We start from the raw sequence: 25,770 nt of genomic DNA, 5'->3' as shown, positions 1-25,770 counted from the left end.
CGAGCACGCTAACAATCTCCTGAGAGAAGCGAAAGCCTTTTAATATGGTTTCGCTCCCCCTCACCGCAAAATGACGAAAAACCCTGCGGATCAGGTGGGCGATCCGATGATGAGCGAACGAAAGAAGCGAAAGTCTGTCGACCTGCGCGATGGCACCGCTCCGGCGGGAGACAGCGAAGAGCCGCCGCGAAGCACAGCTCCACGACGGCTCGTCGTTCCTGTCGATCGCGATCCTGGTCAGCCGGCGACGGGGATCCAGACCCGCATCGTCGAGGGGCCGCGCTCGGCCCAGTCGTAGTACGGCGTCAGCGCGACTGGCCAGTGCCCCTCGACGCGACCGGTCCCGGACGGTCCGGACGAGTAGGGCCAGGCGCCCTCGGTCGGCGTGAGGGAGATCAGCCGCACCTGGACGTCCGAGCCGACGACGCGCGGCTCGACGCCTGCGTCCAGGCGCAGGGTCGAGACGTCCGCGGCGTGCAGCTGCTCGGGCACGTCGGTCGATTCGAGCGCGTAGACGAGGGGGCCGCGCTCGACGGCGAGACAGCCGCGTACCGCGTCGATCCGAGGATCGGCGCGCACGAAGCGTGCGGGGAGAGCGAAGTCCAGCACGATCTCGTCTCCGCGGGCGAAGGTCGCGCTGAGCTCCAGGTAGCCGTCGCGGATCCGCTTCTCGGACGGCTTCGCCGTTCCGTCGGCGCGCTGCAGCGCGATCTCGGGCTCGGCGGCCCAGCTCGGCACGCGCACGCTCAGAGTCCACGGCGCCGGTCCGCTCTCCAGCACGCGGATCGCGATCCTGCCGGCGTCCGGGTAGGCGGTCTCGATCGACAGGTCGATCGTCTGGCCGCTGGCGAGGACGGTGGTGATGCGCGAGGACGCGAACTGGTGCAGCTGGATGCCGTGCGCGTCCTTCGTCGCGAGGTAGGCCGCGAGGCTGGCGAAGGTGCGTGCGACGTTGGTCGGGCAGCACGAGACCTCGAACCACGGCGCGCGCAGCGACGAGGAGGCGCGCACGGAGGCCTCGTAGGGGTCGGCGGGAGCGCCGGGGCGGCGCTGGTGCAGCGTGTTCGCGTAGTAGAACGCGCGGCCGTCGCGGGAGGGCGAGGTCGCGACGACGTTGAAGAGCGTGCGCTCGATGAGGTCGGCGTACTCCGAGCCTCCGCGGGCCAGCAGCAGCCGCCAGCTGAACTGCACCGACGCGATCCCGGCGCAGGTCTCGGAGTACGCGCGGTCCGGCGGCAGCTCGTGGTCGTCGCCGAAGGCCTCGTCCTGGTGGTGCGAGCCCTGGCCGCCGGTGATGTAGGTGCGGCGGGAGGCGGTGGCGTGCCACTGACGGCCGAGAGCGTCGAGCAGCTCCTCGTCGCCAGTCTCGACGGCGAGGTCGGCCGCGCCCGAGGCGAGATAGTTCGCCCGCACCGCGTGCCCGCGCAGCACGCTGGAGGAGCGGACCGGCTCGTCGTCCTGGTAGTAGGAGCGCCCCCACTCGATGTCGGCGAGGACGCCGTGGCCCCGGCGCTCGACGAAGAGGCGGGCGAGCTCGAGGTAGCGGTCGTCGTCGGTCACCCGGGAGAGCTCGACGAGCCCGGTCTCGACCTCGGGGTGGCCGCAGACCGATTCGATCCCGCCCTCGCCGAAGACGAGGCAGATCAGGTCGGCGGCCCGTCGGGCGATGACGAGCAGCCCGTCGTCAGCGCCGGGTCGGGTGCGCTCGCGGGCCACCGCGGCCTGGAAGAGGTGTCCGAGGCAGTAGAGCTCGTGGCCCCACTCGAGGTCCGACCAGCGCTTCGCCTGCTCTTCTCGGCCGAAGCGCGTGTTGAGGTAGCCGTCCGGCTCCTGGGCCGCTCCGACCCGCGAGACGATGTGCCGCAGTCGCAGCTCGAGTGCGGGGTCGTCGGTCCGTCCGATCTCCCAGGCGAGTGCCTCGAGGTACTTGTAGATCTCCGAGTCCGCGAATTCGCGTCCGCTGCGGTGCCCTGCGAGGGTGCCTGCGGCGGCGTGGTCGAAGTTGGGCAGCCAGCCCTCGCGCTCGAGCCAGTACTCGATGTGGTCGAGGGTCGCGGATCCGTTGGTGCGCTGGCGGTCGGCCCAGAAGCCCGAGGTCAGCTCGACCTCGTCCAGGCCCAGCGGAGTGAGGGCGCCGGCGGCGGGGACGGCGGGAGCCATGGTGCGCGAGAGCGCGTCGCGGTCGTGGGAGGAGGGGGTGCGGGGGTGAGTGTCGATGGTCATGGTCATCCCTTGAAGGCGCCGGACATGAAGCCGCGGACGTAGTGGCGTTGCAGGAGCAGGAACAGGAGGATGCACGGCAGCGCGAGGACGACGACGCCGGCCTCGGTGGCGCCGTAGTCGACGACGCCCTGGACCTGCCCGCGGAGGTTGGAGATCGCGAGCGGCAGCGTCATCCGATCGGAATCGGTGATGAGGATCAGCGGCGCCATGAAGTCGTTCCACGCGGCGAGGAACGCGAACAGGCCGACGGTGATGAGGCCGGGCTTCACGGCGGGCAGCAGCACCTTCCAGAGGACGGACCAGGTAGTGCAGCCGTCCATCTTCGCCGCCTCGTCGAGCTCCTTCGGAACCGCGTCGAAGCCGATCCGCATGAGGAACGTGGCGAGCGGCAGCTGGAACATCGTGAGGACGAGCGCGACGCCGACGAGAGAGTTCGAGAGGCCGACGAGGTTGAGCAGCACGTAGAGCGGGATCAGGAGGGTCGCGTAGGGGACCATCAGGATCGCGAGGGTGGACAGGAAGAGCAGGTCCTTCCCCGGGAAGGAGAACCGCGAGAACGCGTAGCCGCCCAGCAGCGAGGTGCCGAGGGTGAGGATCACCGTGAGTCCCGAGACGAGCAGCGAGTTGCCGAGGTAGACCCAGATCCCCGCCTGGTAGTCGACGAGGGTCCCGTAGTTGCCCAGGCCCCAGCCGTCGGTCTGGCCGGTACCGGCGCGCGGGGCGACCGAGGAGACGGCGGTCCAGATCAGCGGGTAGAGGAAGATCACGGCGAGACCGCCGGTGAGGACGTAGAACGGGGTCTGCACGGCGATGCCAGCGAGGCGCGAGCCGCGCGGCCGGCGCGGCGACGGCGTGCTCGAGTCCGCGGTGGCGATCGCGCGAGTCGAGAGGCGGTCGATTTCGAGAGAGCTGGTCATCAGTCGTCTTTCTTGCCGAAGGAGCGGATCTGCACGATGTTCAAGACGACCAGCGCGAGCAGCACGATCACCGAGAGCGCGCCGGCGACGCCGAGGTCGTTCTGGCCCTGGAAGGCGACGCTGTAGATCAGCTGCACGACCGTGATGGTGGAGTTGTCCGGGCCGCCCTTGGTGAGGATGTAGAACTGCTCGAACGCGAGCAGCGAGCCCGTCACGCAGAGGACGGTGGTCAGCGCGAGGGTCGGCTTCAGCAGGGGGAGCGTCACCCCGGTGAAGGTCTGCAGGCGCGAGGCGCCGTCGATCCGGGCGGCCTCGTAGACCTCCTCGGGGATCCCCTGGAGGCCCACCATCATCAGCAGCATGTAGAAGCCGGCGAAGCGCCAGACGATGAGGAAGACCGTCGACCAGAGCGCTCCCTCGGGGGTGCCGAGGAAGGTGATGCCCCAGCTCTCCATCAGACCGGCGAAGGGGCCGGCGAGGGGGGAGTAGAGGACATAGAAGAGGAGTGAGGCGGAGGCCAGTCCCAGCGCGGTCGGAATGAGGAACGCGGTGCGGAGGAAGGTCTTCCAGCGGGTCGACTCCTGCACGATCAGCGCGAGCGCGAGGCTCAGCGAGAGCAGGATCACGGTCGTGATGACCGTGTAGAGCAGCGTGAAGCGGACGGACGCCCAGAAGAAGCGGTCGGTCACGGCGTCGCCGAAGTTGCTGGGGAAGTTCACGCCGCGGTTCCCGGCCAGCAGGGGCCAGTCCGAGACTGACATCTGCAGCACGAGTCCGAGGGGAAGAAGGAAGAGCAGCGCGACGAACAGAGCCGTCGGGGCGGCGTAGGCCCAGCCGAGGAGGTGGGGCGGGCGGCGGCGCGGCTTCGTGCGGCCGACGTCGCTGGCGGTGGCTGTCATCGTGTGCTGACGCTTTCTGGTGGGCGCGCGGGCCGCAGTCCTTGGGGAAAGCTGCGACCCGCGCGGTAGGTGGACGGCCTACTGGCCGAGGATCGACGTAATCGCGTCGTTGTCCGCGTCGACGGTCGACCCGTCGCCGAGGACCGCATCGCGCACGAGGGTCAGCCAGGGGCTGCTCGGCGCGTTGAAGGCCTGCTGGAAGTTCGTCGAGAACGGGGTGTCACCCTCGGACGCGACCTCGTTGATCGTGACCAGGCGCGGGTCGAGCTCCGAGTACTGGTTGCTGGCGAGGTCCGAGCGCGAGACGACGTCGTTGTTTTTCGCGAGGACGCCGACCTGCGCGTCCTCCGACATCATCCAGTTCAGAAAGTTCCAGGCCTGGGGGGACTTCTCGGAGTCCTTCGAGATGCCGATGCCGTCGCCGCCCACGAAGGTGGAGCTGCCGCCGTCGGGGCCCGGGATGCCGGAGACGCCCGCGTCGAAGGGGGTGGAGGCGAGGAGGGTCGCCGGGTAGAACTGCAGTCCGACCTTGCCCTCGGTGAAGCCGGCGGTCCAGGTCGGTCCCGCCTCGTCCTGCGAGGAGGGGAGAACGGCTCCGGAGTCCCAGAGGTCCTTCCAGGTGGAGTAGACGTCCTTCGCGGTGTCGCTGGCGAGCAGCGACTCCGTGCCCTCCTCGTTCATGACCTCGTCGCCACCGGCCCAGATGGTCGGGAACCAGGTGAAGACGAGGCAGCCGCCGCAGTTGAGGCCGGTCGCGGTGCCGTAGGTGTCGGGCTTGTTCAGCGCCTGGATCGCCTTCGCGTCCTCGGCGAACTCGGCGAGCGTGGTCGGGCCCTGCTCGGGGTCGAGTCCCGCCTCGGCGAAGAGCTCCTTGTTCCAGAACAGCATCGAGAGGTCGAGTACGAAGGGGAGCGCGTACTCCTTGTCCTCGTAGGTGCCGGCGGCCAGGTGGCCCTCGTTGATCGAGTCCTTGAAGTCCAGACCGTCGATGTTCGAGCTGATGTCCTGGAAGAGGCCCTGCGAGGTCCAGTTCGGCATGTAGACGATGTCGGCCGCGAACAGGTCCGGGAGGCCGTCGGAGCCGGCGGCGGCGCCGACCTTGGCGACGTAGTCGTCGTTCGGGACGACGGTGAGGTCGACCTGGTTCTCGTGGCTCGCGTTGTACGCCTCGACGAGCGCCTTGGCCTGCTTCTCCAGCGGGGCGCGGGTCCACAGCGTGAGCGTCGTGCCGTCGTCCGTGCCCTCGGCGCCGCCGGCGGCCGGGTCGGCATTCCCTCCGCTGGACGACGCCGAGCAGGCGGCCAGTGACAGGGCCATCGCGCCGGCGAGTGCGGCGACCGCCAGGCGGCGGAACGGGCGATGAGTGGGGTTCATCTTTCTCTCCATGACTCTTCTTTGAGCCGATCCGGCGGGGGCTGGTACCGGATCGAACGAAAACACCGAAATGCGTTTCGCTCAGTAAAGACGCAACCGCGAACCGCCGTCAAGAGCGGGCACTGTTACCGTTGCGTAACGGAGGCGAAAACATGGCGCAAGCACGATCGTCAGGATCCAGGACCTCGACCCTGAGCGATGTGGCGAAGCTCGCCGGCGTGTCGATGGCCACGGCATCCAAGGCCATCAACGGCCGGAGCGTGGCACCGGCCACGCGGGTCAAGGTGATGGAGGCCGCGCGTGAGCTGTCCTTCACGCCGAACGCGCTCGCCCGCAGCCTCGTAGAGGGCCGCACCGGCACCGTCGGCATCCTCACCAACGACCTCGAGGGCCGCTTCGTCATCCCGATCCTGATGGGAGCCGAGGACGCGTTCGGAGCCGGAGCGGTCAACGTCTTCCTCTGCGACGCCCGCGGAGACGCGATCCGCGAGCAGCACCACCTCGCGGCGCTGCTCAACCGCCGCGTCGACGGAATCCTCGTCGTCGGCAGCAGCACGAACCCCCGCCCGTCCCTCGGGCACGACCTCCCCGTCCCCGTCGTCTACGTCTACGCGCCGTCCGAGGATCCGACCGACGTCTCTCTCGCCGCCGACAACTACCAGGGCGGACGCCTCGCGACCGAGCACCTCCTCGGGCTGGGCCGCAGGCGAATCGCGCACCTCACCGGCGACCCGAGCTATCAGGCCGCGCAGGACCGGGCCCGCGGCGTGCGGGACGCGATGCGCGACGCCGACCTCGAGCTCGTCAGCGACGTGATGTTCTCGGAATGGTCCGAGTCGTGGGGACGCGACGGCACCGCCGTGCTGCTCGAGCGGCACGCCGATCTCGACGGCATCGTCTGCGGCTCCGACCAGATCGCCCGCGGCGCCCTTGACAGCGCCCGCGACCTCGGGCGGAAGGTGCCCGAAGACGTCGCCGTCGTCGGCTTCGACAACTGGCTCGTCCTCGCCACCAACGCCCGACCCCAGCTGACGAGCATCGACGCCGATCTGCAGGAGCTCGGACGCGCCGCGGCGCACCGCGTCTTCGAGGCCATTGGGGGAGCACCCGCCTCCGGCGTTGAGCACCTCCCGACCCGGCTCGTCATCCGCGGCTCCACCATCGCCCGCCGCTGAGGCCTCGTCCACGCGGAAGGGCGACGGGCCTGACGCGCCCTCGACATTGCCCTCGTCGACGGCCGGCGAGCTCGGCTGTCGCCGGGAGTCGGCGTCCCCGTCTTGACGAAACGGCGATCGACGAGCTTTACTAGCGAAAGGCCTTTCGCCTGTTTCTTTGCTCGAGCCGAATCCCCGGGCTTTCGCGAAGAAAGATTTCGTGGATCGTCGGCTGCTCGATCAGCCGCGTCCGCGGGCACACCTTTCCCATCGACGTGAAAGAAGAGCTCATGACCGTCCCCTCCCCGTCCTCGCCGGTCGACCCGGAGTCCTCCGCTCCCGGACTGCGCCGCAGATCCGTCCTCCTCGGAGCGGCGGGCGTCGCCGGCAGCGCTGCTCTCGTCGCCTCCGCCGCCCCGTCCGCCGCGTTCGCCCTCGGGCCGACCGCCGACCTCTCCTCGCCGGCCTTCGACTTCCGCGTCGACCGGGCCACGGGAGGCGTGTTCGTGCTCTCCGACCCGCGCGACGGCTACGGCACGAACTACGTCGCCAACCCCGACATCCGGCCGATCTTCTCCGTCGACGACTCGCGCTGGACCGGCGACGCCGTCTTCTCGGTCCGCAAGGGGGCGGCCACGAGCGGGACCGCGATGGTCACCGGCCGCTCTGACGACATCCGCACGGTCTCGACCTCGGCCGACACCGTCACCGTCGCCTACTCCGGCCGCGCCGCCGATGCGAACGGCATCCGCGACTTCGCCCTCACGCAGCGCTACCAGCTGACAGGCGCCCAGCGCGACCGCGTGAGCTGGACCATGACCCTGCGCAACACGTCGACCGAGTCGCTCGAGTTCCTCGACGTCGGCATCCCGTTCCTCATGAACGCGTGGTGGGACGGCGGCAACCAGACCGGCATCTACGAGAAGAACGTCGCCCGGCACTCCTTCGTCGGCCGCGACGGCTCCTACATCACCTGGCAGCGGCCCAACGGCGACGGCTCGACCCTCGTGCTCGTCCCGCAGGACGGCACGTCGCTGGAGTTCAAGAACAAGGCCCGCCCCGGCGAGGGGCCGTTCGCGGAGCAGGACCCGTCCTGGGAGGGTCTCGTCGAGTTCTACCTCCACTCGGCGGCGTCCGTCCCGCAGCGTCGGAACCAGGCCGGCACCTACCTGCCGACGAGCTCGCTGACCCTCGCGCCCGGGCAGGAGAAGACCTACGGCTTCACCTTCCGCTGGGCCGCGGACGCGACCGATCTCCGGGACGTGCTGTTCGACGCCGGGGTCGTCGACGTCGTGTCGCTGCCCGGGATGGTCGTACCGACGGACACCAAGGCGACGCTCGCCGTGCGCGCGAAGGCCGGGATCACCTCCGTCATCGGCCAGTCCGGCCGCGGAGTCTCCGTCGTCGCCAAGGGGACCCGCAACGGCTACTCGCTGTACGAGGTCTCCCTGCCGCAGCTCGGCGCGAGCACCGTCACGGTCACCTACGGCGGGTCGAAGACCTCCGTCCTGCAGTACTACGCCATCGAGCCGATCGAGAAGCTGATCGGGATGCACGCGAACTTCATCGCCACCAAGCAGCAGGCGAAGACCACCCGCGGCTACAACGGCGCGTTCCTCCAGTGGGACATGAGCAACCAGAAGCTCGTCACCTGGGACGACTACCCCGGCGGCGGCTGGAAGGAGTGGATGGCGGGCGGCGCCGACGACCTCGGCCTCGCACCGGCCGTCTTCCTCGCGGAGAAGAACATCGACGCCCCTGTCGCCGCCGAGATCGCGGCGGTGGACACCTACATCGACACGTTCCTCCTGGGCTACCTGCAGGGAAGGAAGGACTCGGCCGGCCAGCCGACTTACCAGGTGTACCGCTGGTACGACGGCCGCGACGGCACTCCGAACGACCAGGGTGTCTGGCGTACCTACAACTACATTCACATCGCGAACACCTACTACGCAATGTACCGCATCGCGCAGATCACGCCGGCTCTGACGAAGCGCTCCGCCACCGACTACCTCAGGCTCACCTTCAAGACGCTCGAGGCCATGTTCACGAAGATCCCGCTCCCCAGCCCGATCGGAGACGGCGCGATCAAGCACGGGATGATGGGGGAGCACACCTACCCCGACATCCTGAACGCGCTCCGCGCCGAGGGGATGACGGCCGACGCCGACTCCCTCGAGCGGTTCCTGCTCCCGAAGCGCGACTTCTTCTTTGCCGAGAAGTACCCGTTCGGCTCCGAGATGAGCATCGACACGACCGGCTTCGAGGTGTCGTACACGCTCGCCAAGAAGTACGGGAACCGGGCTCTCGCCGACAAGGTGCAGAAGGCCTCGCTCACCTGCCGCGGCATGCAGCCGCTCTGGTACTTCTACGGCTCCGACAACCGCCACATGGGCGAGTCGTGGTGGAACCTCGGCTACGAGTGCCAGCTCGGCGCCTGGCAGCAGCACGACTACCTGCTCACCTACGGTGATCCCGCGGGCCGGGACTTCGCCGATTCCGTCCGCTCGACCAACGGCGCCTACCTCTCCGGCTGGGCGAACATCAACTCCGGGCAGATCAGTCCTCTCGCCGGCAACATCGGCGCGGCGTCCTGGATCTACCAGAGCGAGAAGGGCACCAACGAGTACGGGTTCATGCCGATCCTCGACGGCTGGTGGGCGTGGTCGGGAGAGGCCGCACTCGGCTTCTGGGGCGGGCTGCGCTCCGCGACGGCGACGGTGATCGACGACCCGATCGTCGGGCCCTACGCCTACGGCGCGGACATGACGACGACCTCGACCGGCCTCGTCCTCGTGCCCAAGGACGGCGTCCGCCGCAGGATCACCCTCTTCACCCTCGGCAAGCTCGACATCCGCATCGAGCGCGGCACCTACACGCGGGCCGAGATCCAGCAGGCGGGTGCGGACATCCGCCTCACCCTGCGCAACACCGGCGGCGCGGGCTTCGCACCGCTGATCGACCTCGTCAATCTGCCCGCCGGGAGCTACTCCGTCACGGTGGACGGCGGGGCCGCGGGCACCGTCCGCAGCGACGGCCGTTCCCCGGTGCGGGTAGCGGTGCCGGCCACGAGTGCTGCCGCCCCGGTCGTGCGGATCCTGCGCGACCAGAACCTCGCGACAGCAGCGACCGCTGCCGCGTCGTTCACCGCCGCCTGGAACCGCGTGACGGGCCTGAACGACGGATCCGAGCCGACCACCTCCCGCGACGTCGTCCCCGACGACAACGCGACGACGTGGGGAGCCTGGCCGCAGGTCTCGGCGCAGTCGGTGCAGTACAGCTGGCCGGCAGCCACGACCGTCCGTCGCCTGGCGACGTACTTCGTCGACAACCTCGACTCGTCGGGCACGGGGATCACGACTCCGGCTTCCTGGACCGCCGAATACTGGGACGGCGCAGCCTGGAAGCCGGTCCCGTCGCCGAGCGCGTTCTCGACCGCGGCGAACGGGTGGAACACCGTGACCTTCGCGCCCGTGACGACGACGCGCCTGCGCCTCCTGCTCACCCCGCGGGGCACGGTCTCCGGCAAGGGGAGCGTCGGCATCAAGGAGTGGCAGGTCTTCTGAGTCCTGCCGCATGAGGCTCGCGGGCCGGACGATCGGATCGTCCGGCCCGGCTCTGCGCTGCGGTCCTCTCCGTTCGGGTCGGAGGGGGCCGCATCGACTCCATAGAACCGGCGGAGTCGCATTCGTCATGTTTGAGAGGGCGACAGCGCCGAGGGCATCAACGCAGCCGTCGCAAAGCACTGTCGTGCCGAAACCGTGATGAGCTGCGACTCACGGGCCGGCAGTCGAAGCACTCTCGGATCAAGCTGACATAATCTCTATTATCGGGATTGGTTGGTATAGAAATGGTCGCGTCGTTTTTCCCAAGGAGCGGTCTTAGACCAAACGCAGTGACTTCATGCTGGACGCGCGTACATGCAGCTCTGGCCGCACGACGTGATGCACGGGGGCTGTGCGTCCTGCGATCCGCTCAAGAAGTAGGTGCGCACCGGTCCGACCAATCTCCTCTTGCCGCTGATCGATGGAGCTCAACCCGATTCCGCGGTGGCGGGACAGCGGAGTGTCGTCGTAGCCGACGACTGCGAGAGGGGTCCGATCGAGATCTGTGCGCGCGTGCAGGACCGGCATCGCGAGCGCGTCGCTCGCAGCGAAGATCGCCGTCAGTGCCGGACAGGACTGAAGGAGCCGGACGGCGTCGGCGTGGGACTCGTTCTCGTCGGCGTCGGCCTGGATGTGCACGATGGGGGGCGCTTCCGCCGTGCCGCGCTCTCTCATCAGGCGTTCGTACTCGAAGAGACGGACCGAGTGCGCGTTGTTGCCGGTTGCGACCGTCGAGGTCTCCGGTCCGGTGACGTGCGCGATGTGCTCGTGGCCGAGTTCGAAGAGATGGTTCATCGCCAGCCGGGTGCCCTCGACGTCGTCGCCGACGACGGTGTCATAGGCGGTCGCAGGCTCGTGACGACCGAGCACCACGGTAGGGACACGTCGTGCGACCTTCTCGAGCTGCGGCCGGTCGATGACAGGAGAGAGCCCGATGATGCCGTCGACCTGGAAGTCGGCGACCGAGACGGGAGCAGTTACCGCCAGCTCATCAGGCCCGTGGACCGGCACGATCATCAGGTGGTATCCGGCCGGTCGAAGAACAGAGAGGATCCCGTTCACGATGCTTGGGTGAGACGGGTCGCCGATGGTGGGCAGGTCGATCCCGACGGTACGACCAGCCCCGCGCAATGATCGAGCAGCGCGCGAGGGCCGGTACCCGAGAGCATCGATCGCGGCGTTGACCCGCGTGCGCATCGAGTCGCTGGTTCCGTAGGCGTCGCGCAGGACCTTCGAGACAGCGGCGCGAGAGACCCCCGCATGCGCGGCGACGTCCATTATCGTCACGGAGCGATCGTCCCCGTCAAGGCTCGTCACAGAAGATCCATCTCTCTTCACGACGAAGCGAACGGCTCGGGTCGTGAGTACGACCGGCATCTGCCTACGCCCACGCGTCGAGGTCCTGCTGCCGCTGCTCGCACGAGCGGGCCCGTCAACCTCGCGTGCACCACTCGCGAGCGGGCGGCAGCGTTCATGCTACGGTGTCCACGCATCCCAAGTGAAGCGCTTCAATCCCATTCTAGGTTCAAGGAGGAACCCATGCGCAGCAGCATGAAGTCCCGACGTGCAGTCACCGTCCTCAGCGCGGCGGCCGTCACCGTTCTCGCCCTCACCGCGTGCAGCGGCGGAGGTGGTGCCACGAGCGCCGCGAACGAATTCACGTTCCTCGCGATCAATGAGAACACGACGATCCCGACCGTCCTCACCTCTCTCAGCGAGAACGAGTGCTCCGCCGAGAACGAGGCACTGCCCCTGAAGATCAACAAGCAGGCGCAGTCCTCCCTCGACCAGCAGCTCCAGCTGCTCGGTGGCCAGAACGCCCTTCCGTCGGCCTTCGTCTCCGCGAACTCGCCGGACCTGATGAAGGAGCTCTTCGCTGCCGACAAGGTCGCGGACCTCACCGGGTCGGACATCGCCGCGGGCTATGTGCCCGTCGCCGCGTCCAGCATCGCGTCCATCTACGGCGACACGACGATGGTCATGCCGACCGAGCTGAACATCGAGGGCGTCTGGTACAACAAGCAGATCCTCGAGGCGAACGGCATCACCACGCCCGACTCGTGGGACTCCCTGGTTGCCGCGTTCGACACCCTCAAGGCCGCCGGTGTGCAGCCCATCTCCGCTGCCGGCAAGGGCGGCGACGGCTGGGGTGTCACCCGCTGGGTCGGCGCGTACCTCTACCGCGAGCTCGGACCGGACGCCATGACCGCGATCGAGAGCGGCGACGCCTCCCTCACTGATCCCGAGTACGTCGAGGCAGCCGAGGCCGTCGCGGCGCTCGGTGCGGCCGGCGACTTCGGCCCCTCGCCCTCGGCCATCGACTACGCCACGGCGCTGAACACGTTCCTGACCGGCGGAGCCGGCTTCTACTACATGGGCTCCTGGGCCGTCTCGAGCTTCAACGACGAGGAGGCGAACAAGATCGGCGTCGACAACGTCGGCTTCATGCCCTTCCCGACCGTCGACGGCGGCGTCGGCACCACCGAGCAGACCCCGGCCAACGTCGGCACCAGCATCGCCTTCTCGAAGTCGGCCTACGAGGACGAGAAGGTCCAGAACTGGGCCAGCTGTATCTCGGAGAACTACGCCGCCGCGGCGCTGCGCGAGGCGGGCCAGATCACCGGCTTCACCGTGAACGGCGACGTCGAGATTCCGGCGCTCACCCAGCAGGTGCAGGACCAGATCGCCGCCACCAAGGAGAGCGTCGCCTGGTTCGAGGCCCTGTTCTCCGCGAACGCCACGACCACCAGCCAGAGCAACGGCGGCCCCCTCGGCGCCGGTCAGCTCTCCGGTTCGGACTTCATGAACACCGTGCAGTCCTCGCTGGGGCAGTAGCACGCACCACCTCCCTTGAGGGCGGGGCTCCGGCCCCGCCCTCGAGCCCCTCTTCTTCTCCACCCTCTCCCCCTGAGGACACCATGAACTCTGTGCTCGCGGACAAGCGCGCCATCGCCCTCCTCCTCGGCCCCGCGCTCGTGGTCTACACCGCCGTGATGCTCCTGCCGATGGTCTGGTCCCTGGGCTACACCTTCTTCACCGGCGGCGTCCTCAGCGGCTTCAGCTTCGCCGGCCTGAGCAATTTCGAGCGGCTCTTCAGCGATCCGTCCGTCGGACCGGCCGTGCTCTTCACGATCAAGTACGCGCTCCTGGTCACCGTCGGCCAGGTGGTCGCCGGCTACCTGCTCGCGCTGCTGTACCAGTTCTTCCTCAAGCGCGCCTCGAGCGTCATCCGGACGCTGATCTTCTTCCCCGTCGTCCTCCCCACCGTCGCGGTCTCCCTTCTTTTCCAGAAGCTGTTCGAGTACGCCCCGCAGACCGGTCTCGTCAACTCGGTCCTCAACACGGTCGGCATCCCCTCGATCGACTGGCTGGGCAACGCCGACACCGCCTTCATCGTCATCGCCCTGATGGACATCTGGCGCGCGATGGGCTTCTACGGAGTCCTGCTCTACACCGGGCTGCTCGACATCCCGGACGACGTCATCGAGGCCGCGAGCCTGGACGGCGCCTCGAACACGAAGCTGATCCGCCACGTGATCCTGCCGCTGTCCCTGCCGATCGTGATCTCCTCCGCCATCTTCAGCATCAACGGAACCTTGAAGGTCTTTGACTCGATCTACGCCCTCACCGGCGGCGGGCCCGGCACCTCGACGACCCCCCTCACGCTGTACATGTACCGCACCTCGTTCGCCGGCGGCGACTACGGCTACGGCGCGACGATCGCCCTCCTGCTCACCGTGATGTGCCTGCTGGTGACAGCGGTCATCTTCCGCGGCTCCATGACCACCGAGAAGAAGGCGTGACGCGCATGACCACCACCGCAGCCGCTGCCGCGGCCACCGCAGCTCGCCCCACCCTGCCCAAGCGCGCCCCTCGATCCGGGCGCGGTACCGGGGCCGCGTTCCTGAAGCGCCTCCCCCTCTACCTCGTCGTCGCCGTGCTCCTCGTGGTCTTCGTCTACCCGCTGGTATGGCTCCTGCTCGGATCGCTGAAGACCCAGGACGAGTTCCTCAACAACCCGACCTGGGCGCTGCCGGAGAACTGGCTCAACTTCGCCAACTACACGACGGCCTGGAGCTCGGTCGCGGGCTACCTGCTGAACTCGGTGCTCGCCGTCTTCCCGGCCCTGCTGATCACCCTCGTCATCGGCACCGCGGCCGGCTTCGCCCTCGAGATCATGGTCTTCAAGGGCCGCCGCACCACCCTGCTGCTCTTCCTCGTCGGAATCATGATCCCCGGGCAGATGATCCTCCTGCCGCTGTTCTCGGTGTACTTCAACCTCGGCTTGAGCAACTCGCTGTGGCCGCTGATCATCACCTACACCGCGACCGCGCTGCCCCTGACAGTGTTCATGATGGCGACCTACTTCCGCGCGATCCCCCGGGAGATCTTCGAGGCCTCGACCCTCGACGGCGCCAGCATCGTCCGCTCATTCGTGTCCGTCGCGTTCCCGATGATGCGCAACGCCGTCTTCACCATCGCGCTCGTGCAGTTCTTCTTCATGTGGAACGACCTACTCATCGCCCTGACCTTCACCACCGACGAGAGCCTGCGCACGGTGCAGGTGGGACTGCTGAACTTCACCGGCCAGTTCGGCGTCGTCGACTACGGTCCCACCTTCGCCGCGATCTGCATCAACGTGCTGATCATCCTCGTGCTCTACCTGTTCCTGAACCAGCAGGTCATGCGCGGTCTGGCCGCTGGAGCCGTCAAGGGATGACTGTCGGCATCAGCATCTCCCGCGTCCGCTTCGAGCACCACGAGGACGACCGCCTGGGCATCGGCGAGAGCACACCACGACTCTCCTGGCGCTACCTCGAAGCCCCCGCGGGCTTCGTCCAGACCGCCGTCGACGTCGAGGTCTCAATCGAGCACCCCGGCTCGGCCGATGAGGTGAGCCGGCACCACCTCGAGGGTCCCGACCAGGTGCTCGTCCCCTGGCCCGCCCGGCCGCTGCGCTCCCGCGAGCGCGTCGCCGTCCGGGTCCGCCCTCACGGCGACCACGGGACGTGGAGTGCACCCGCGCGGGTCGAGGTCGGGCTCCTCGAACCCGAGCAGTGGTCCGCCTCGTTCGTCGGCCCCGCCTGGGATGACAACGCCGACCTCCGGCGCCCGGCGCGCGTCAGGGCCGACTTCGACGTCCCCTCCGACGTCGTGCGCGCCCGCCTCTACCTCACCGCGCACGGCCTCGCGCAGGCCGAGGTGAACGGGCGCAGGGTCGGCGACGAGGAGCTCACCCCCGGCTGGACGACCTACCGCCACCGCCTCCGCTACGCGACCTTCGACCTCACCGAGCACCTGCACACCGGCCGGAACGCCATCGGCATCTGGCTCGCGGACGGCTGGTGGCGCGGACTCGTCGGCTTCGACGGCGGTCTCACCGACTTCTACGGCACCGACCAGAGCGCCCTCGCCCAGATCGAGCTGACCCGCTCCGACGGCTCCCTCACGACGATCGTCAGCGGACCCGACTGGACCGCAGGAGTCGGACCGATCCTCACCACCGGGCTCTACGAGGGCGAGCACGTCGACGCCCGCCTCGACGCCCCCGCCTGGTCCACCGCCGGCTGGTCCGGGGACGAGAGCCCCGTGCGCGTGCTCCCCGCCGACGCGTCGATCCTGGTCGCCCCGACCGGGCCACCGGTGCGCTGCACGGGCGAGCTGCGACCGGTCTCCGTGCAGGATCGCGGAAACGGCCGGTGGCTGCTCGACTTCGGGCAGAACCACTCCGGCCGCCTCCGCATCACCGGTCACGGCGAGGAGGGCGACCTCCTCGTCCTCCGCCACGCCGAGGTGCTCCAGAACGACGAGCTGTACACGCGGACGCTGCGCGCCGCCGATGCGACCGACCGGCTCGTCCTGGCCGGCGGCGACTTCAGCTGGGAGCCCCGGTTCACCATCCACGGGTACCGGTACGCCGAGATCTCCGGATGGCGGGGACCGCTGGATGTCGGCGCCGTCGTCTCCCGCGTCCTGCACTCCGATCTGGAGCGCACGGGCTGGTTCCGCAGCAGCCACGCCGGCGTGAACCGGCTGCACGAGAACGTCGTGTGGAGCGCGCGGTCGAACTTCGTCGACCTCCCCGTCGACTGCCCGCAGCGCGACGAGCGCCTGGGCTGGACCGGCGACATCCAGGTGTTCGCGCCGACCGCCGCGTTCCTCTACGGCGTCACCGGCATGCTCTCCTCCTGGCTGCAGGACCTCGCCCACGACCAGGACGACCGCGGCACGGTCCCCTTCTACGTCCCCTACCTCCCTCTCGGAGTGTGGGCCGAGGCGCCCGTCGATCCCGTCGCGATCTGGGGCGACGCCGCCGTGCTCACCCCGGAAGCGCTCTACGACCGCACCGGCGACGTCGATCTGCTGCGCCGCCAGTACGACAGCGCGCGAGCGTGGGTGCTCCAGGTCGAGGAGAGGGCCGGCGAGGACCTGATCTGCGAGGGCACGATGCAGCTCGGCGACTGGCTGGATCCCGCCGCGCCGCCGGAGGACCCCGCCCTCGCCACCACCGACCCCGCCCTCGTCGCCACCGCCTACTTCGCGCGCTCGGCGCGGGCGATGGCGAAGATCGCCCGACTCGTCGGCGCCGTGCAGGACGCCGACTACTTCGGCGACCTCGGCGAGCGAGTGGCGCGCGCGTTCGCGGCCCGCTATCTCGACCCCTCGGGTCGCCTGCTCGAGGACACCCAGACGGCGCACTCCCTCGCCACGGTCTTCGACCTCTGGCCCGACGCCGCCACCCGCGACGCCGGGGGAGAGCGCCTGGCCGACCTCGTCACTGGGGCTCAGGGGCGCGTCGCCACGGGCTTCGCCGGAACGCCGGTGATCTCCGACGCCCTCGCCCTGACCGGCCACCTCGACGAGGCGTACCGGATGCTGCTCACCGACGAGTGCCCCTCCTGGCTGTACACCGTCGCGATGGGTGCCACGACGATTTGGGAGCGCTGGGACTCCATGCTCCCCGACGGGACGGTGAACCCCGGAGACATGACCTCCTTCAACCACTACGCCCTCGGCGCGGTGGCGGACTGGCTGCACCGCGTCGTCGCAGGACTCGCGCCGGCAGCGCCCGGCTACCGGCGGCTGCGCTTCGCACCGCGACCGGGTGGAGGTCTGATCTCCGCCGGTGCGACGCACCGCACCCCCTACGGCGACGCAGCCATCGATTGGGTCAGCACTGGCAGCGGCCTCACTGTCCTTCTGGTCGTCCCGGTGGGGACCACGGCGGAGGTCGTACTACCGGGGCAGGAGCTCTTCGAGGTCGGTCCAGGAGAGCATTCATTCTCGATCGTCCTGCCGGCTCACGCAGGAGCGCTCGAGTCAGTGCACCCTGGTTGAGTTCAACGCGACGCACGGCATGTACAGAAGGTTTTCTCGCGGTGCGGAAGGCGCCGTCGTCGACCAGGACGGGGAGAGAAGTCGCAGTGGTATCGGAGGGGTCAGCGGGGGACGGTGCTGCCACGCACGATCAGCCGTGGACGCAGTACCTCGTGCCGGTGCTCGTGGGCGGGCGCGTTCGAGATCTCGTCGAGGAGGAGGCGCATCGCGGCCTCGCCCATCGCCTCGCCGGGCTGGGCAAGGGTGGTGATCGGCACGACGCTGTCCCAGGCGGACCGGTTGTCGTCGTACCCGGTAACAGCGATGTCCTCGGGGACACGCAGGTCGGCCTGAGCGAGGAGCGACTGCAGGATCCCCAGCGCGAGGAGGTCAGCGGCTGCGATGACGCCGTCGGGGCGATCGGCTGCCGCGCGACCGGCAAGGAGGTGGCCGAAGCGTCTGCCGTCCTCGATCTGCACCTCGGCCGTGAGGTCGAGCTCGAGCGAGACGGCGCCGTTCGACTCTGCGACCGCACGCTCGACCCCGCGGAGTCGGTCGCGCACGGGCACGGCGATCGCGGGGTCTCCCGCGAACGCGAGGCGACGACGACCGAGGTCGATCAGGTGGCGGGCAGCGAGGTAGCCGCCGTGCTCATCGTCCGCGCTCACGGTGCAGGCCCCATCGACGGCCGAGTCGTTGAGGAAGACGAGCCTGCGCCCGCGCGGCAGCTTCGCGATCGCGTCGCCAGCGCTGCCGGGAAGCGGCGCGAGAAGGATGCCCGCGACCTGCTCTTCCGTGAAGAGGTCGAGATACGTGCGCTGCTTGACCGGCCGCATGTCGGTGTTCCCGAGCACCACCGTCATCCCGGCGGACTCGGCAGCATGCTCCGCGCCCCGCGTCATGTCGAGGAAGAAGGAGTTGCTGAGATCGATCACCACGAAGCCGAAGGTGCTGCTCGTACCTGCGGCGAGGGCGCGGGCGGCACGGTTCGGCGAGAAGCCGAGCTCGTCGATCGCCTGCTGGACCCTGGATCGCGTCGCGGCCGAGACGAGCGTCGGCCGGTTGATGACGTTCGAGACGGTGCCCAGCGCCACGCCGGCTCGCCGCGCCACGTCCTCCATCCGTGGAGCCGAAGCGCGAACGACGTGTCTCTCGCTCATGCCGACCCCCGTATCGTGGACCATCGTCGTAGGGTCCGCGCCACCATTCTGGTCCACCTCGACGGACGCTTCTCCTCTTGTGGCAGTTCGGAACGCGCGATGAGGGTGGGCGAGCTTTCAGCGCACGTCCTCCACCGAAGGAGCGGCGTCACCGAGAAGTGGGGGAGAGGCACATGAGTGGATCGGGTTCCGGCGAAGGGCGGATCACCCGCCGATCGCTCCTGGCCGTCGGCGGTGCACTCGGCGTCGCGGGGGTATCGGCGGGGTGCGCCCAACAGCCGATCCGGTCGCCGCCGACATCGTCGCCGGCCGAACCCGTCGAGTCTTCGGAGCCCACAGAGCCGGCGGGCGCTCCGGCCGCCTCGTCGAAATGGACGACCGTTTGGGAAGACGACTTCTCCCGAGGTGTGCTGGACACCGCGGTGTGGACCGCCGCCGACTACGGCGGCAACCGCGACCTGAACGAGAAGCACTTCAACGACCCGGCCATGGTCGCGATCGAGGACGGCAACCTCGTCCTCCAGGCCCGCCGCCAGGAGCGGGACGGGTACCCCTACGTCGCGGGGAGCATCTCCTCGAAGGACAAGCTCCAGGTCGGACCGCACGGGCGCCTCACCACGCGACAGCTCCTGGGTCCGGGGCAGGGCCTGGGCTTCGGCGTCTGCCTCTACGGTGTCGACATCGACTCGGTCGGCTGGCCCGCATGCGGGGAGATCGACGCGACGGAGATCGCGCTGGGGCGACCCGAGTCGCCATTCGCGTCGATCCACGGACCGGGATACTCCGGCGGCTCGCCGATCTCGACCACCGGCTCCGTCCCCTCGCTCGTAAACAGGTGGGCCGAGCACGTCCTCGAGTGGGAGCCCGGACGGATCAGCTGGGCGATCGACGGGACGGTCTACCACGTCGCCGAAGCGTCCGATCCGCGGGCCGCAGGCGGATGGCCGTTCGATCAGCCGTTCTTCGTCACGATCGTGCTCACCGTCGGGTCGTACCTCTCCGGCGACGTCGACGAGTCCACCTGGCCGCGCGACGAGAGCGGGGCCGCGCAGGACCCGTACGCCGTCGTCGAACTGATCCGCTTCGAGCAGCGCACCGACTCCGCGCCGGCGAGCTGACCCTCCGCACTTCTGGGTGTCCTCGAAGAGCCGGAGTGAGTTTTACAGGTATTCGGCAGTGTGTTCACAGGCCGTTCTTCGGGTCAACCACTCCAGTACGGCGTTGACCTGGAGCGCTTCAACTGCCACATTGAGCGAGCGCTACGGCACCCCCCTTTTGACCGCGGCGCACTCTCACCGCCAGGAGGCCAGCGATGTCGCTGTTCAGACCCGATCCACTGCGAGAAACCCCCTCGCCCCATCACTCCCGCCGCCCCTGGCTGCGGGGCCTGGTCGCCGTCGCACTCGCCGGAGCCCTGGTCGCCACCGGTGCCGCCGTGCCGGCCGCCGCGGCGGAGGGCGACCCGTGGATGGACACGACCCTCTCCTCCGACGAACGGGCCGACCTCCTCGCCGAGGCCATGACGTTCGATCAGAAGCTCACCCTCTTCACCGGCAGCGGTAGCGGCGCGGTGGCCATCCCTGAGCTGGGCATTCCCGCACGCCGGGAGATCGATGGTGCGAGCGGTGTCATCGCCGCAGGCGTGCCCACGACAGCGTTCCCCGCGGGCCAGGCCATCGCTTCGTCCTGGAACCTCGAGCTCGCCCGAGAGTTCGGCCGCCAGGCCGGTGAGGAGGCCCACCTCACGGGCTTCTCCGGCTGGGCCGGCCCCGCGGCCGACCTGCGCCGCTCCTTCTTTCACGGCCGCCAGTTCGCGACCTACGGTGAGGACCCGCTGCTCGGTGGCCTGATGCCGGCTGGCGCGATCGAGGGGGTGAACGAGACGAACGACACCATGGGCGTCTACTCCCTCCCCAAGCACTACATCGGCAACAACCAGGAGACCGCCCGCGGCACGATGGACACGATCATCGACGAGCGGACGCTGCGCGAGCTCTACACGCGCCAGTGGGAACCCATCATCGAGGCCGACCCGGGCGCGATCATGTGCGCCTACCCGAAGATCAACGGGACCAAGGCCTGCGAGAGCCCGTCTCTGCTGACCGACACGCTGAAGGGCGAGCTCAGCTTCCCCGGCTGGGTCTCCTCCGACTTCAACGCCTGCGTCACGCTGCAGGCCTACAACGCCGGCGCGGACGTCTGCGGCCCCAACTTCCCCGACTCGGCGACCCTCCGTACCGCCGTCGAGGACGGCACCATCTCGGCCGAGCGCTTCGACGACATGGTGCACCGCGTCCTGCGCACCTACTTCGAGCATGGGCTGATCGACAACCCGCCGCCCGGGAGCCTGCAGAACCCGGCCCCCTCCGCCTCGCCGCTGCCCGCGTCCGTGGTCCAGTCGGGCCGTGACGCTGCCTACCGCATGGCCGTCGACGGCTCTGTCCTGCTCCGCAACGAGAACGGCGCTCTGCCCCTCGACACCGACGAGCTCGACTCCATCGCCGTGATCGGCGAGGGAGCGGACCGCTACATGACCGGCTTCGGCAGCGACATCGTCGTGAACCCCACCGAGACGTCGACGATCCTCGACGGCATCACCGCGCGCGCAGGCGCCGGAGCGACCGTCGAGCACGTCGAGGGCTGGGACCCGGTCCGCCCCGGCGACCTGCTCCCCGGCGCGCAGCCAATCCCCTCGGGCGTCCTCCGCTCCGCCGACGGCGCGAGCACCGGCATCACCGGTGAGTGGTTCGGCTCGCCGGACTTCACCGGTCCCGCCGTGACCACCCGCGTCGACGACCAGCTGAACTGGGGCCAGGGCCTCGTCGCCCTCCTCGCCACCTTCGGTTACGACCCGTCGCCCGCCCCCAAGCTGCCGCCGGTCGCGACCTTCGCCGGAGCCCCCACTTCGACGCGGTGGACCGGCTCACTGAACCCGACCGAGACCGGCACCTACGGCCTCGGCTTCACCCTCCTCGGCTCCGCCACCCTGTCGGTCGACGGCGAAGAGGTCCTCACCGCCGACGCCGACGAGCTCCAGACCTTCTCGGTCGACCAGGTGCTCCAGGCCGGCGAGAGCTACGACATCCGGATCGACTACGTTCCGGATGCGCCGAGCCAGTGCTGCTCGACCGGCGGCAACCTCGGAACGGCGATCCGGCTCGACTGGACGCCGCCCAGCGCGGCCGCCTCACCCCAGATCGCGGAAGCCGTCGCTGCAGCGCAGCGCTCGGACGTCGCGGTGGTCGTGGCGAACGACTACATGGGCGAGTCGCTCGACCGCGGCACCCTCGCGCTGTCGCAGAACCAGGACCTCCTGATCTCGGCCGTCACCGCTGCAAACCCGAACACGATCGTCGTGCTCTCCACGGGTACCGGCGTGGAGATGCCGTGGGTGGACGACGTGGCCGCCGTGTTCGAGTCCTGGTACCCGGGACAGGAGCAGGGACGCGCCGTTGCCGCTCTCATCTTCGGTGACGAGAACTTCTCGGGCAAGCTGCCGATCACCTGGCCGAAGTCGGCCTCGCAGGTCACCGACGAGCTCGGCCTCGAAAACCCCGTCTACGACGTCAACAACCCGAACCTCACCGTCGAGTACACCGAGGGCCTCAACGTCGGGTACCGCGGCTTCGATGCGGCCGACCTCGACCCGCTGTTCGAGTTCGGCTACGGCCTCTCCTACACGGACTTCGAGTACTCGAGCGTCGAGGTACAGGACCCGATCGCCCGCGCGGGCGAGGGTGACGACACCTACCAGGCCGGCGTCGCCCGGGTCCAGGTCCGGAACACCGGGGCCGTCGCCGGCACCGAGACCGTGAACCTGTACCACGGAGCGCTGCCGACCGACAGCGTCGTCACGCCCGAGCGCCAGCTGCTCGGCTGGGGCCAGATCACGCTGGAGCCCGGAGCAACCGGGACCGTCGAGATCCCGATCCCGCTCTACGACTCCACCCACCGTCTCGCCTACTGGGACGTGGAGTCCGACGCCTGGGTGACGCCCGAGGGAGAGACCGACCTGTTTGTCGGCGCCTCCTCGCGTGACATCCGCCTCACCGACACGGTCTCCGTCACGACCCCCGTGGTCGACGACGTCGCTCCGACCGTGTTGCTCGCCATCGATCCGGCCGAGCCCACCGGCAAGGCCGGCTGGTACCGCGACCCGGTGACAGTGACGGTGTCCGCGACGGACGACGTCGACGCGTCCCCGAGCGTCGAGGCGAGCATCGACGGCGGCGACTTCGCGCCGGTCACCGGCCCGATCGTGTTCGACGCCGACGGTGAGCACTCGGTGGTGGCGAGAGCCACGGACGCCTCCGGCAACGTCTCGGAGACGGTGCAGTGGAACGGCAAGATCGATCGGACCGCTCCGACCGTCGTGGCCACCGAGCAGAAGGCGCGCTACCGCCTGACGCTCACGTCCACCGACGCCACCTCCGGCGTAGACAAGGTGCAATACCGGTACCAGATCCGCTACCAGGGCAAGATGCGGATGACCCCGTGGCTCACCTACCGCAGCCCCGTGCTGTTCGGTCTGCCGCAGTACGTCAAGGTCGAGTACCGCGCGACCGACGTCGCCGGGAACGTGAGCGCCGTCGGCACCTACCGCTGACGCTCCCACCCACGGACGGCCGTCGGGTCCCCTTCACGGGGATCCGGCGGCCTTTCGCCGTCTCCGGCAGCGACACTACGGACTGGACGGCGATCGCGGGTCCGATCATTCGCTCCCGGGATCGCCGAGATCGAGCGTCCATTCGCGCCATGGTCTTGTGCCAGGCGATCTCCGTCCATAGCCTCCTTAACGCTGAAGCGCTTCAATCCGGGGCGGGCCAGTGCAAACCACGGCCGAAGCAACAGTGCTCGGTCTCATTCAAAGGAGAATTGTGGTCCCCTTGCGAACACGAGCGCGGCTGGGCATCGCCAGCGCCGCAACCCTCAGCCTGCTGGGCGGCGCATTCCTCGCGTCGGTACCCGCTACTGCCGAAGCGGCGACGACGCCGGCCATTCCGGTGTCCGTCGTCTACAGCTCGTCCGACGGAAGCCAGAAGCTGGAGAAGCAGAACGATCTGGCGTTCGGCCCGATCAGCAGCTCCAACCCGACGACGCTGGGCGTGGACACGACCAGCACGGGACAGACGCTGGACGGCATCGGCGGGTCGCTGGAGTCCTCGAGCGTCTACAACATCGCCCAGCTCATCACGGAGAACCGGACCGAGTTGATGAACGCCCTCTTCAACACGACGACGGGGAACGGCTACGACCTGATGCGGCTGTCCTTCGGCTGCTCCGACTTCTGCGCCGAGGACTTCTACACCTATGACGATCTGCCCGACGGGCAGACCGATCCCGACCTGACGAACTTCTCGATCCAGAAGGACATCGACGGGCAGATCATCTCGGTCGCCAAGCAAGCCCTCGCGATCAATCCGGACGTCGAATTCTTCGCCTCCGCATGGAGCCCGCCCGCCTGGATGAAGGACAACAACAGTCTGAAGAACGGCGGCACGGTGCTCCCCGAGTACTACCCCGTCCTCGCTCAGTACTACAAGCTCGCCATCCTCGCCTACGCCGAGCAGGGCATCCCGATCAAGGCGGTCACCGTCGCCAACGAGCCCACCGTCGTGCCGGACTACCCCTCCTCGCAGTGGACCTGGGAGCAGGAGCGCGACTTCATCCCGTTCCTCCGCGGCGCCCTCGACTCCGCCGGCCTGGACACCGAGATCTGGATCCAGGACGACAACTGGTGGACCACCTCCCAGTTCGCGAACATCCTCGCCGACCCGGTCGTCGGGCCGATGGTCGACGGAGTCGGTGTGCACGACTACGACGACGGCGACGTCACTCAGGCCGCGCGACTCGTCGAGCAGTACCCCGACATCACCGTCCGTCTGACCGAGCGCTCTTACTACGACGTGAAGGGCATGGACCGTCTCGTCCAGCTCTTCCGCAACGACGTGAGCAGCTGGACCTACTGGCTGACCTTCCTCGACGAGGACGGCCTGCCCAACGCCGGCCCGCTGGACGGCGACTCCTTCCCTCAGCAGATCGGCGCGCCGCACGACGACCTCAACGCGTGGTACCTCGACCGCGACTACTACCTCTACGCGCAGTTCTCCCGCTACCTCGACCGCGGCGCCGTCCGCATCGACAGCGACTACGGATCGACCGGCACGGTCACGAACGTCGTCTTCCGCAACCCCGACGGCGAGTACGTCGCCATCGTGGTGAACCAGACCGACTACGACCAGGCGTTCCGCCTCGTCGACTTCGACGGCCAGGTCGCCGACACCCTCCCCGCAGCGACCGTCGGCACCTACACCTGGCGCTCCGACACCGCTCCGGTCGACCGGGCCGGCTGGGCCGCCTCCGCGAGCCTGCAGGACTGGGGATCCCCGTCCATGCTCGACGGGAACACGAACACCGCGTGGCGCAACTTCACCGCTCAAGCAGCGGGGCAGAGCATCACGATCGACACGGGGACCGCGCAGCTCTTCGGCCAGCTCACCCTCGACTCCGGAACGCTGGAGAGCGGCGCCAGCGCCAACGACTGGCCACGCGGCTACACCCTGCGCAGCTCTGTTGATGGGACCACCTGGAGCGAGCCGATCGCGACCGGCCGCGGTGCGAACCGATTCACGAACATCACCTTCCCCGCGGTTCAGGCCCGCTACTTCAAGGTGGAGCTGACTAAGGCCGCACCGACCAGCTACTGGACCGTCGCCGAGGTCTACGCCTTCGTCGGTCAGCCGGTGCCGCCCCTGACGGTGACCGCGAAAGCGACTCCCCGTTGCATCGCAGGCAAGGTCACGCTGACCACGGTCGCCACCAACGGCGACACCGTGCCGGTGGATGTCACGATCTCTTCCTCCTGGGGAACGAAGAGCAGCACGGCTCTCGCACCGGGTAAGAACACGACGGTCGCTCAGACCACTCGAGCAGCAACCATTCCTGCGGGCTCAGTCACGGTGAAGTCCACCGCGACCGGCGACCGCAGCGGGACGACGACCGCGGACTACCCCGCCATCACCTGCTGACGCGAAGAGGTCGGAGCGGCTCCCCGCCCCTTCGACCTCTTCGCTCCACCGACTCGACATCTCCTTCACATCCGGGCGACACCCGCCGGAGAA

15 protein-coding genes are annotated in these 25,770 nt (G+C 68.8%); 9 read left to right on the top strand and 6 right to left on the bottom strand.

Annotated features, from left to right (window positions below):
- Positions 1 to 237: 237 nt before the first annotated feature.
- The 4 genes from HQQ86_RS12035 to HQQ86_RS12020 all read right to left on the bottom strand — a co-directional run bounded on the left by HQQ86_RS12035 (position 238) and on the right by HQQ86_RS12020 (position 5,413).
- Positions 238 to 2,223 carry a glycoside hydrolase family 127 protein gene (locus tag HQQ86_RS12035; protein WP_173288324.1) on the bottom strand — a complete coding sequence of 662 codons (1,986 nt, stop codon included), beginning with the start codon at positions 2,221 to 2,223 and terminating at the stop codon, positions 238 to 240.
- Positions 2,224 to 2,225: 2 nt separating this feature from the next.
- Entirely contained in the window at positions 2,226 to 3,140 is a 915-nt protein-coding gene (locus HQQ86_RS12030) for a carbohydrate ABC transporter permease (RefSeq protein ID WP_173288322.1), read from the bottom strand.
- The gene (locus tag HQQ86_RS12025) at positions 3,140 to 4,039 is read right to left on the bottom strand and encodes a carbohydrate ABC transporter permease (RefSeq protein WP_173288320.1); all 900 of its coding nucleotides are present in this window, start codon (positions 4,037 to 4,039) and stop codon (positions 3,140 to 3,142) included. The genes HQQ86_RS12030 and HQQ86_RS12025 overlap by 1 nt, the downstream gene beginning before the upstream one ends.
- A 78-nt stretch (positions 4,040 to 4,117) precedes the next feature.
- The gene (locus HQQ86_RS12020; protein WP_173288318.1) at positions 4,118 to 5,413 is read right to left on the bottom strand and encodes a sugar ABC transporter substrate-binding protein; all 1,296 of its coding nucleotides are present in this window, start codon (positions 5,411 to 5,413) and stop codon (positions 4,118 to 4,120) included.
- 200 nt (positions 5,414 to 5,613) lie between these two features.
- Between HQQ86_RS12020 and HQQ86_RS12015 the strand changes: the two genes are divergently transcribed.
- The gene (locus HQQ86_RS12015; protein ID WP_367947741.1) at positions 5,614 to 6,588 is read left to right on the top strand and encodes a LacI family DNA-binding transcriptional regulator; all 975 of its coding nucleotides are present in this window, start codon (positions 5,614 to 5,616) and stop codon (positions 6,586 to 6,588) included.
- Positions 6,589 to 6,857: 269 nt separating this feature from the next.
- Entirely contained in the window at positions 6,858 to 10,133 is a 3,276-nt protein-coding gene (locus HQQ86_RS12010; RefSeq protein ID WP_173288317.1) for a DUF5695 domain-containing protein, read from the top strand.
- A 315-nt stretch (positions 10,134 to 10,448) separates the two neighbouring features.
- Here the strand turns inward: HQQ86_RS12010 and HQQ86_RS12005 are convergent, their stop codons facing one another.
- A complete protein-coding gene (locus HQQ86_RS12005; protein ID WP_254072093.1) occupies positions 10,449 to 11,450 on the bottom strand; it encodes a LacI family DNA-binding transcriptional regulator in 1,002 nt (333 codons plus the stop codon).
- A gap of 261 nt (positions 11,451 to 11,711) precedes the next feature.
- Between HQQ86_RS12005 and HQQ86_RS12000 the strand changes: the two genes are divergently transcribed.
- The 4 genes from HQQ86_RS12000 to HQQ86_RS11985 all read left to right on the top strand — a co-directional run bounded on the left by HQQ86_RS12000 (position 11,712) and on the right by HQQ86_RS11985 (position 17,510).
- A complete protein-coding gene (locus HQQ86_RS12000; protein ID WP_173288313.1) occupies positions 11,712 to 13,007 on the top strand; it encodes an ABC transporter substrate-binding protein in 1,296 nt (431 codons plus the stop codon).
- 83 nt (positions 13,008 to 13,090) lie between these two features.
- Entirely contained in the window at positions 13,091 to 13,975 is an 885-nt protein-coding gene (locus tag HQQ86_RS11995) for a carbohydrate ABC transporter permease (RefSeq protein ID WP_173288311.1), read from the top strand.
- Between the two features lie 5 nt (positions 13,976 to 13,980).
- Entirely contained in the window at positions 13,981 to 14,892 is a 912-nt protein-coding gene (locus tag HQQ86_RS11990; protein ID WP_173288309.1) for a carbohydrate ABC transporter permease, read from the top strand.
- Positions 14,889 to 17,510: an alpha-L-rhamnosidase gene (locus HQQ86_RS11985; protein WP_173288307.1), complete on the top strand. Its 2,622-nt coding sequence runs from the start codon at positions 14,889 to 14,891 to the stop codon at positions 17,508 to 17,510. The genes HQQ86_RS11990 and HQQ86_RS11985 overlap by 4 nt, the downstream gene beginning before the upstream one ends.
- 101 nt (positions 17,511 to 17,611) lie before the next feature.
- Here the strand turns inward: HQQ86_RS11985 and HQQ86_RS11980 are convergent, their stop codons facing one another.
- Positions 17,612 to 18,601, bottom strand: coding sequence for a LacI family DNA-binding transcriptional regulator (locus tag HQQ86_RS11980; protein ID WP_173288305.1), 990 nt, complete (start codon positions 18,599 to 18,601; stop codon positions 17,612 to 17,614).
- Positions 18,602 to 19,056: 455 nt separating this feature from the next.
- Here HQQ86_RS11980 and HQQ86_RS11975 point away from each other — a divergent pair, with 455 nt between their 5' ends.
- From HQQ86_RS11975 to HQQ86_RS11965, 3 genes are all read left to right on the top strand, one after another.
- Entirely contained in the window at positions 19,057 to 19,767 is a 711-nt protein-coding gene (locus HQQ86_RS11975) for a glycoside hydrolase family 16 protein (RefSeq protein WP_173288303.1), read from the top strand.
- Between the two features lie 194 nt (positions 19,768 to 19,961).
- A complete protein-coding gene (locus tag HQQ86_RS11970; protein ID WP_173288301.1) occupies positions 19,962 to 23,255 on the top strand; it encodes a glycoside hydrolase family 3 protein in 3,294 nt (1,097 codons plus the stop codon).
- A gap of 280 nt (positions 23,256 to 23,535) precedes the next feature.
- Positions 23,536 to 25,677 carry a discoidin domain-containing protein gene (locus HQQ86_RS11965; RefSeq protein WP_173288299.1) on the top strand — a complete coding sequence of 714 codons (2,142 nt, stop codon included), beginning with the start codon at positions 23,536 to 23,538 and terminating at the stop codon, positions 25,675 to 25,677.
- Positions 25,678 to 25,770: the final 93 nt, after the last annotated feature.

Origin of the sequence: Rathayibacter sp. VKM Ac-2857, from assembly GCF_013205025.1 — a bacterium.
GTDB lineage: Bacteria > Actinomycetota > Actinomycetes > Actinomycetales > Microbacteriaceae > Rathayibacter.
The sequence above is the reverse complement of the archived record's forward strand: the minus strand, read 5'-3'. Positions and strand labels throughout refer to the sequence as shown.